Origin of the sequence: Bradyrhizobium campsiandrae (assembly GCF_014529705.1) — a bacterium.
GTDB lineage: Bacteria > Pseudomonadota > Alphaproteobacteria > Rhizobiales > Xanthobacteraceae > Bradyrhizobium > Bradyrhizobium campsiandrae.
Genome location: NZ_JAANIH010000090.1, coordinates 19,767 through 28,889 on the forward strand (window position 1 = coordinate 19,767; position 9,123 = coordinate 28,889).

At 66.1% G+C, this 9,123-nt stretch carries 7 protein-coding genes; 6 read left to right on the forward strand and 1 reads right to left on the reverse strand.

Features of this window, described 5'->3' with window-relative positions; all coding sequences use genetic code 11:
* Positions 1–5: 5 nt before the first annotated feature.
* From G8O24_RS38765 to G8O24_RS38780, 4 genes are all read left to right on the forward strand, one after another.
* Complete coding sequence (locus tag G8O24_RS38765; RefSeq protein WP_188107778.1) at positions 6–1,199, forward strand: acetate/propionate family kinase; 1,194 nt, start codon at positions 6–8, stop codon at positions 1,197–1,199.
* 494 nt (positions 1,200–1,693) lie between these two features.
* Complete coding sequence (locus G8O24_RS38770) at positions 1,694–2,392, forward strand: hypothetical protein (RefSeq protein WP_188107779.1); 699 nt, start codon at positions 1,694–1,696, stop codon at positions 2,390–2,392.
* A gap of 173 nt (positions 2,393–2,565) precedes the next feature.
* Positions 2,566–4,494 carry a hypothetical protein gene (locus G8O24_RS38775; protein WP_188107780.1) on the forward strand — a complete coding sequence of 643 codons (1,929 nt, stop codon included), beginning with the start codon at positions 2,566–2,568 and terminating at the stop codon, positions 4,492–4,494.
* A gap of 11 nt (positions 4,495–4,505) precedes the next feature.
* Positions 4,506–6,122, forward strand: a complete 1,617-nt coding sequence (locus G8O24_RS38780; RefSeq protein ID WP_188107781.1) for a PEP/pyruvate-binding domain-containing protein — start codon at positions 4,506–4,508, stop codon at positions 6,120–6,122.
* On the opposite strand, the gene G8O24_RS38785 is transcribed toward G8O24_RS38780, so the two are convergent.
* Complete coding sequence (locus G8O24_RS38785; protein ID WP_188107782.1) at positions 6,116–6,955, reverse strand: RMD1 family protein; 840 nt, start codon at positions 6,953–6,955, stop codon at positions 6,116–6,118. The genes G8O24_RS38780 and G8O24_RS38785 overlap by 7 nt on opposite strands.
* Positions 6,956–7,293: 338 nt before the next feature.
* Between G8O24_RS38785 and G8O24_RS38790 the strand changes: the two genes are divergently transcribed.
* Together G8O24_RS38790 and G8O24_RS38795 are read left to right on the forward strand one after the other, a co-directional pair.
* On the forward strand, positions 7,294–7,869 hold the full coding sequence (locus tag G8O24_RS38790; protein WP_188107783.1) for a glycosyltransferase family protein: 576 nt from the start codon (positions 7,294–7,296) through the stop codon (positions 7,867–7,869).
* 63 nt (positions 7,870–7,932) lie between these two features.
* Positions 7,933–8,862: a bifunctional helix-turn-helix transcriptional regulator/GNAT family N-acetyltransferase gene (locus G8O24_RS38795; protein ID WP_188107784.1), complete on the forward strand. Its 930-nt coding sequence runs from the start codon at positions 7,933–7,935 to the stop codon at positions 8,860–8,862.
* Positions 8,863–9,123: the final 261 nt, after the last annotated feature.

Below are 9,123 nucleotides of genomic sequence, written 5' to 3' on the forward strand. Positions count from 1 at the left end.
GCGCCATGGCTGACGCGGTCCTCGTCCTCAACTCGGGTTCATCGAGCATCAAGTTCGGCCTGTTCGATATTTCGGGCGCCGATCCCACCCTGCTCTGCAAGGGGCTCCTCGACGAGCACGAGGCCAAGCCCCGGCTCGTGGTGACGAGCCCTGCGGGCGAGGACCTGTTCGAACAGCGCAAGGACGAAGCCGATGCCGACGGCGGCCATCTGCTCGCCGATGTGCTCGCCTTTGTCGACGACCGGTTCGGGCAAGGCAGCCTGCGCGCGGTCGGCCATCGCGTCGTCCACGGCGGGCCGGATTATTCGGGCCCGGTCGAGCTGACGGACGACGTCATGGCGAGGCTGGCGGCGCTGACGCCGCAGGCCCCGCTGCATCAGCCCCGTTGCCTCGCACCGGTCCGCGCCATCTCGGCGATCCGCCCCGCCCTGATGCAGATCGCCTGCTTCGACACGGCCTTCCATCACGGCCTCGCGCCACCGGCGAGCCGCTTCGCCATTCCGAGACACTATGAAGAGCGCGGCATACGGCGTTATGGCTTTCACGGATTGTCATTCGAATATGTCGCAGGCCGCCTCGCCCGGATTGCGCCGGAACTTGCCGCCAAGCGCGTCGTCATCGCCCATCTCGGCAACGGCGCCAGCCTCTGCGCCCTTCGTGGCGGCCGCAGCATCGACACCACGATGGGACTGACGCCGCTCGATGGCCTCGTGATGGGCACACGCTGCGGCACGATCGACCCGGGCGTCCTGCTCTATCTGCAACAGCATGAGAAGATGTCGGTCGACGCCGTGCAGCACCTGCTCTACCACGAGTCCGGCCTGCTCGGCGTCTCCGGCCTCTCCGCGGACATGCGCGCGCTGCTCGCCAGCCGCGAACCCGCGGCGCGCGAGGCGGTCGATCTCTTCACCTATCGTGCAGCACAGGAGACCGCGGTGATGGCGAACGCGCTCGGTGGACTGGACGGGCTCGTCTTTACCGGCGGCATCGGCGAGCACGCGGCGCAGATCCGCGGCGCGATCGGCGACCGGCTCGCCTGGCTTGGCGTGCGGATCGATGCTGCGGCCAACAACGCGGCGCACGAGCGCATCAATGCCAATGACAGCGCCGTGGACGTCCTCGTGATCCCGACCGATGAGGAGACCACGATAGCGCGGCACTGCGTCGCGGCGCTGCGAGCCAAGGCGCAGGTCTCGTAGGGTAGGCAAACGCGAAAAGCGCCGTGCCCCCCATCTCTCTCGATCATGAAAAATGCGTGGGCACGCTCCGCTTTGCCCACCCTACGATACTTGTGTCCCGACCAATAAGGAGACGACGATCACACGGCACTGCGTCGCGACGCTGCGAGCCAAGGCGCAGGTATTGTAGGGTGGGCAAAGGCGCACTTGCGCCGTGCCCACGATCTCTCTCGATCGCGAGAAATGCGTGGGCACGCTCCGCTTTGCCCACCCTACAATACTGGCGCGGGGGACGTTCCCCGCTGCAGCGCGCATTGGCGGATTTCAAGAGATTTTCCGAGTTGGCCCCATCCCATCCGGATGGTCCGACGGCGATCGAGCGCGTCACAAAGGCGTTGAACGCTCACTGACGGCAGGCCTTGGACAGGCCTGCGATATGGAGACAGGCGACAATGAGGGCCAAGACAACCTTGACCAAGACAACCTTGACCAAGACAACCTTGATCAAGACAACCTTGATCAAGACAACCTTGATCAAGACAGCGTGGATCGGACTTGTCGTGGCCTGCAGCATCGGCTTCTGCCACGCCTCGCAGCCGGCAGCCCCGCCGGCAGGTTACGAGATCGTCGAGAAATGGACTCGCGCGTCGCCGGATGGCTCGACGATCATCGAGCAATATGTGAACAAGGATCAGGACGACGACTGGAAATGGCAGTTCTGGGCGCGCTGGCAGGGCACCTTCACGCTGCTCGATCGCGAACCGGCCGGCTATCCCGCGGATTTCGAGTTCACCAATGATCAAAGGTGGACCATTCGCGTACAGAAGCAAGGCTCGGGTGAGGCGACCCTCTACCTGTACCGCCGCACCTCGCAAGGCTGGGTTAGCGCGACCGAGAAGCCACTCGGCGACCTCGCTTGGGAGTACCTGAAGACGAAGCCGGAGTGGCGAAAAGTCGTGAAGAAGCCGGAGTATCACATCTCGGCCTATCCGGTAAAAGGGCTGGACCAGAGCTATCGCGGGCTCAGCGTCGACTGGCCGGCGAACCGCTATGTTCTGATCACCCTGTCGGGCGAAGCCGACGTCAAGGGACGCAAGCGAGAGCAGACCGGCGTCGTGAACGGCTGGCGCTGCCGATATGACCTCGAGACCGGCAAGTTCGACGTGCCACCGATGTTTTCTCGCGACAATGCCAAGGCGACCCTGCCACGGTGAGGCAGCGTCGCCGCGACGCGCGTCATTCCGACCGACGACGCGATCACGATCGCGAGGCATTACGCTGGTCCGCACGCGCCACCTTCCATGACGGTTTTATGAATGATCTGCCGCAATGATGACGTCGCAACTTCGCGGCATAAAAGCGGGATCAGCCGTCGTGCGGACAGACCATGAAAACCCAGATCATCGAACAGCTCGGACAGAGCGACATGCTATTGCCCACGCTGGTGGCGGATGGGCTTGCCGCCAACGACCGTATCAAGGTGCGCATGAGCGCGCTCCAGGCGGCCGCTCAGCATGCGCAAGACCCTGACCGGCCGGCCCGCGAACTCGCGGTCGAGAGTCAGGCCGCCGGGATCGCGCCTGCCGCGATCGCGACGCTGATCGGCGGTGCCCATCTCGTCGGAACCTCCCGCCTCACGGCGCCGAACCTCGCCAAGCTGATGAAGGAGATCCAGGACGACGTCGTGGCGATGATCCGCGCCGTCAGCGCCGGTGCGGTGTCCCAAGGCGAGAAAGCCAATGCGCGACTGACGGCGGTGCGAAGCGAGGGCCTGCTCGACGCCACCAACGACATCGAACTCTCCCGCATTGCCCGTCTGACCGGCGTGACCGAGGCCGGCGGCGACAGCCTGCATCGCCTGGTGATGGATCTCCACAAGGCGCTGAACCAGCTCGCGGCGACCTGTTCGGAGGAAACTCTCGACGGCGCCCATGTGTTCGGCCTGCACGGCGAAGATCGCAGCGCCGTGGAAGCCTTCATGAAGGGGCTCAACCAGACGCGCGGGCTGAAGTTCAACCATCCCGGCCTCGACACCATGGCAACCCGCTCGGGCGGCCGGCTCCTGATTCAGAATGACATCGGCACCACCGACGCGCATGTCGTGGTGATCGCCGTCAAGAAGCACGCGGTCACCGTCACCTATACCGACGTGCATCTGGCACGGGCAAAGTTCTTCATCTCGCTGTTCGACAAGTTCGACGCGACCTGGAGCGGGCTCGACCGTCACACCGCCGCAGGACTTGGCGAAGACAATTCATTTTTTCTCGTCACCGGCCAATTGCAGGCAGGCCATGCCGCCGATCGCAACGAATTCCTCGCAGCCTTGGGGGCCGCGCTGGTGTTCCTGATCGACTGGAACAAGGCGCGCAAGCTGCTGCGGACCTGGGTCGCCAAGGACGACGCAACACGAATCCTCGAATGGGCAGCGCGACAGCGGATCGGCCACCGCGGCTTTCTCGAGCTCGGCGGCAACGATCTGCTGGGATCTGCGGTCAGGAACGCGGCGCCCGCCCGCATCGGCTTCGGCGAACGGCTCGACCAGGCGCTCGGCCGCACCGCGGCGATCGATTTCCTGAAGGCCGCACTGCGCGCCTCCACCGAGGCGCTGCTCGCAGGTCACTCCGTCAGGATGGTGCGCGACCAGATCGAGGCCGATCTGGTGCGGCACCTCGAACGCGTCGACGGCACGCTGTTCGCCGCCGTGCTGCGCCAGATCGGCCTTGCCCACGATCTCGTCGCGGCCATCTCCCGGCACATCGCGGCGCTGCACGCCGGCCAGCCCGCCGATCGCGATCTGCTGATGCGGCGCTGCGGCGCGATCGAGCAGAAGGCCGACCGCATCGCACTCGAGACCCGCAAGGAAATCGACCGACTCAACGCCCGGCCGACGATCGGACAGTTGATCGACCGCGCCGAGGAAGCCGTCGACGAACTCGAGCAGGCGGCCTTCATCGCCTCACTGATGCCCGTACGGACCGACCCGTCACTGCTGACTGCGCTCGCCGAGCTCTGCGCGGTGGCGATGACCACGACCGAGGCCGCAGCCAGCGGCGTCGCCGCGGCGACCGACGTGCCGGAAGGGCGACGCGCGGATTCGGAGGATGCGCTCGCGGCCGTGACCCGCCTGATCGATGCGGAACATGCCGCCGACAGCCAGGAACGGGCGACGACCGCGCTTGTGTTCGGCGGCGGGTTCGACATCGCGACCTCGCTCTCGGTGCTGGAGCTCGCGCGCGCCATCGAGCGGGCCACCGACCGCTTCGCCGGGTTCGGACATCTGCTGCGCCGGCACATCATGATCGATCTCGCAGCCTAGAGGGACATAGCATGCACATCGTGCGTATCGGCAACGGGACGACCGAACTGCGTTCCGCCGAGGAGATCGGCGCCAAGGCCGCGAACCTCGCCCGGATGGCCGCGCTCGGCCTGCCCGTGCCCCCGGCCTTCGTGCTGCCGGTCAAGCTCTGCGCCGATATCATCGCAGGACACGCCCACGCCGACCGACATCTGCGCGACGGCTTGCAGGAAGGCATCGCCTTCCTGGAACGCGCGACCGGAAAACGCTTCGGCGACCGGCGGCTGCCGTTGTTGGTCTCGGTGCGCTCGGGCGCGGCACGGTCGATGCCGGGCATGCTCGACACGGTTCTCAATGTCGGCTGCACGTCGGATGCCGTGCACGGCCTGATCCGCGCGACCGGCCGGCCGCGGCTCGCCTGGGACTGCCGACGCCGCTTCCTGGAGAGTTTTGGCGAGACCGTGCTCGGGCTGGATGCCGCGGCGTTCGCGGCCCGCATCTCGGAACTGGTCGACGCGGAGGGGGCCGACAGCGATCGCGAGCTCGACAGCGAGGCGCTGGAACGCCTTGCCGGCGACGAGCAGGCGCTGATCGAGGATCGCGGCGAGGGTCTGCTCGAGGATGCCGCCGCGCAGCTCGAAGCCGCGGCACGCGCCGTCTACCGATCCTGGACCAGCGAACGCGCCCAGACCTACCGGAAGCTTCAGCAGCTGGAATCACTCCAGGGCACCGCCGTCACGGTGCAGGCGATGGTGTTCGGCAATGGCGGGCTGGCATCCGGCGCCGGCGTGGCATTCTCGCGCGATCCGTCGACCGGTGCTCCGCATCCGATGATCGATCTGGTGCTCGACGCGCAAGGCGAAGACGTGGTGTCCGGACGCCGTACGCCCGACGCCGACGACGCGATCGCGCGCGCGCTGCCCCGGGCCGAAGCCGAGCTCGGCGATATTCTGAAACGGCTCGAGCGTGAATTTGGCGATGTGCAGGATGTCGAGTTCACCGTCGAGGACGGCCGGCTCTGGATCCTGCAGACTCGCTCGGCCAAGCGGACGCCGCGCGCCGCAATCAGAATTGCGATCGACCTCGTGCATGAGGGCTTGATCACCCCGGACGAGGCGCTGGCGCGGGTTGCCGACATCGACCTTGGCTCCCTCACCGCGACATCGCTGGTAGCCGCCGGCGAGCCGGCGGCTACCGGGATCGGCGCCTCCGGCGGCATCGGCATCGGCCGCGCCGCCTTCGACGCCGAATGCGCCCAGCGCCTGTCGGCCGCCGGCGAGCCGGTCATCCTGCTGCGTCCTGACACCAGCACCGCTGACGTCGCGGGCTTTGCGGTCGCGGCCGGCATCGTCACGGCGGTGGGCGCGCGCACCTCGCATGCGGCGCTGGTGGCGCGCCAGATGGGCAAGCCCTGCGTGGTCGGCTGTCGCGCCCTGAAGATCGATCCAGTTGCGCGGCAGGCGCGGCTTGCCGATGCAACTTTGTCGGAAGGCGACTGGATTACGATCGAGGGCGATGCAGGACAGCTCTATCTTGGACGCAGCCGGACAATGGAGACACGGCCCGAGGCCGAGATCGCCGAGATCGCGACATGGCGATCGCGAACCGGCGGCGATATCCGGCAGGCGCCCGCCGCGGCTCGTCAGTGAATGCCGGCAAAGATCTGGAAACAGCCGATCGCGACCTCGATCACGATCAGCACGACCACCGCGATTTCGAGCCGCAGCGACCGCTGCGTGTCGATGATGTCGGTCAGCGCATCGGCCGTCTCCGAGATGACCTTGAGCTTGCGCTCGAGCGTGTCGAGGCGCTCCGTCAGTTCGTACTCGTCTTCGAGACGCGCATAGAGCCGGTCGAGCTGAGGCTTTTCCCAGAGCGCGTCGGGCTTTTCGGCAACCGCGACGCGGCCGGCGACCCGCTGCTGCACCAGCAGCGCATTGCCGATCAGCTGCAGGATGCCCTGGCGCCGCCGCGAGGTGCGGCCCTTCTCGGCGAGCTCCCGCGCGAAAGGTTCGATGACGTCGAAGACGGCAGCAACACGCCGCTCGTCGCGCGCCAGCGACGTGCTCTTGGCAAGAGCGTCGGCGATCAGCAGCAGCCGCTCGTCGGAAAATTTCGACAGGCAGATCGGCCCGCCCGGCTGAATCGCCTCGGCGTTTTCATCCTTGCAGAGCTGCGCCTGCGCGATCTCCTCCTCGAACGGGCTGAACTCGCCGGTCACGCGGGACTTCAGGCCGTCGAGCAGCACCTTCTCCTCGGAAGGAAGCAGGCCGATCAGCACCACGACGCCGTAACGGAAGATCACGGCGAGTCCGCCATGGACGCGGAACGCCGCCGGCGTCGAGGACACCAGCGTGCCGAGTTCGAGGTTCGACGCGTTGATGCGTTCGCCCAGCATCACGGCGCGGATCCGCAAGGTCGGCGCGGCGTCAGGCTTCGACAATGTCGGCGTCGCCCCGACAGGAAGTTGATCGGCATTCATCGGATATCTCTCGCTCGGCGGAACTGCCGGTTGCACGTTTTTCCTTGCCGCAAGATCGCCGTCGGCCTGACCATACAGCCTTGCGAAAGGTGCCGTCTCCACCCTGAGATATCGGCGGGGAAAGGCCCAGTTTGAAGCGCCCGAAAGCCGGATTCGCCGAAACATTCGGCAATATTGCCACCCGCGCGCGACATATTCGGCCAGGATGAGACTTTTGGCGATTTACCATCGCGCGCCGAACCGCCCGCGGGAAAGTTGCACTCGGCAACGGCGCGTGTTTATGACATCTTCATAACGAGTTACGCTTCTCCCGAATTGCGGACAGTGAAGCCTCAATCATGCTGAGCGTCATCATTCCGACCGAGGGCGTCGAGCAGACCGCGGTCGCAACCCTGGCCGCGCTGGTACCCGGCGCTGCCGCTGGTATCATCAAGGAAGTCCTGCTGGTCGACGGCACCCGCAATGGCGTCATCGAACGCGTTGCCGACGTCGCCGGCTGCCGTTTCATCGATTATGAAGGGTCCTCGCAAGGCGCGGCGCTCGCGGCCGGCGCGCTGCAGGCCCGCTCCCCCTGGCTGATGTTCCTTCCTGCCGGCGCCGTGCTGGAAACCGGCTGGATCGAGGAGACCACCCAGTTCATTCAGGCCGTCGCGGCCAGCGGACGGGATCGTGCGGCCGTGTTCCGCTACAGCCGCTCGCCTTATGCCGATACCGGCTTCCGCGATGTCCTGTGGTCCGTGGCGCGCACGCTGGTCGGCCCGCTCGGCGACCAGGGGCTTTTGATCTCACGGGATCATTACGACCGGATCGGCGGCTATCCGTCCCAGGCTCGCCGTTCCGAGGCACGGCTGCTCAGACGGCTCGGCCGCTCCTCCCGGACGCTGCTGCGAAGCCGGATCGTCATGGTGGGCTGACGCGCATCCAATACTTGCCAAAGTCAAATAACTATTTGACAATGGCAAGTATCGGAGGGGCCCATGCCATTTACCGGAAGCGACGACCAAATCGCAGCGATCCGCGCCTTCAACCGGTTCTATACGCGCAAGCTCGGCGTGCTCGACCAGCACCTTGGAAAGAGCCCGTTCTCGCTCAGCGAGGCCCGCGTGCTTTACGAGCTCGCCCAGCACGACGACCTTGCGGCCAAGGAGATCGGAAACGAACTCGGTCTCGATCCCGGCTATCTCAGCCGCATCGTGCAGAGCTTCGACGAAAAGGGGCTGATCACGCGCAAGCCCCTGCCCGCAGATCGCAGGCAATACCAGCTCAGCCTCACCGCCAAGGGCCGCCAGAGCTTCGCCAAGCTGAACCTCGGCTCGCAAAACGAGGTCGCCGCAATGCTGGCCCGGCTGTCGGCCGAGGATGCGGCGCGGCTCACGCAGGCCATGGCGACGATCGAGGCCGTGCTGGAGCCCCGGCAAAGCCGGCCCGCGGCCGTCATGCTGCGCAGCCATCGCGTTGGCGACATGGGCTGGATCATCTCACGGCAGGGCGCCGCCTATGCCGCGGACTACAATTGGGACATCAGCTACGAGGCGCTGGTCGCCGAGATCTGTGCGCAGTTCATCAGGAACTACGACGCCGCGCGGGAGCACTGCTGGATTGCGGAGGTCGGCGGCGAGCCGGTCGGCTCGGTCTTTCTGGTCAAGGCCACCGACGAACTCGCCAAACTCCGTCTGCTGCAGGTGGAGAAGAAGGCCCGCGGGCTCGGTGTCGGCCGCACGCTCGTCGAGCAGTGCATCCAGGGCGCCCGCGAGAGGGGCTATCGCAGGATGACACTGTGGACGCAGAGCATTCTGGTCGCCGCACGCGGCATCTACAAGAGCGCCGGCTTCAAGCTGGTCGCCACCGAGCCGCATCACAGTTTCGGGCAGGATCTGGTCGGCGAGACCTGGGAGATGGATCTGTAGCTGTGCGGGACGCGAGATGAGTATCCTGGGAAAGGACATCTCTCCGCCTAGTCTGGTTTCGTAGGGTGGGCAAAGGCGCGCTTGCGCCGTGCCCACGATCTTCCTCAATCGACAGAAATCGTGGGCACGCTCCGCTTTGCCCACCCTTGTATTAGCGCGCCGGGTTAGGATGAGCCCCGTTCCGTGAGGAATGGCCCAGCCCGGGTGGCCGCCCGAGCTGGGCCGCCGATCGATCGGATCGATGCCCACCGAAGCCTTGAA

Bases quoted from the DNA above. Each gene is read 5' to 3' on its own strand.
- G8O24_RS38765 (WP_188107778.1), top strand. From the start codon at position 6: ATGGCTGACGCGGTCCTCGTCCTCAACTCGGGTTCATCGAGCATCAAG.
- G8O24_RS38775 (WP_188107780.1), top strand. From the start codon at position 2,566: ATGAAAACCCAGATCATCGAACAGCTCGGACAGAGCGACATGCTATTG.
- G8O24_RS38780 (WP_188107781.1), top strand. From the start codon at position 4,506: ATGCACATCGTGCGTATCGGCAACGGGACGACCGAACTGCGTTCCGCC.
- G8O24_RS38785 (WP_188107782.1), bottom strand. From the start codon at position 6,955: ATGAATGCCGATCAACTTCCTGTCGGGGCGACGCCGACATTGTCGAAG.
- G8O24_RS38790 (WP_188107783.1), top strand. From the start codon at position 7,294: ATGCTGAGCGTCATCATTCCGACCGAGGGCGTCGAGCAGACCGCGGTC.
- G8O24_RS38795 (WP_188107784.1), top strand. From the start codon at position 7,933: ATGCCATTTACCGGAAGCGACGACCAAATCGCAGCGATCCGCGCCTTC.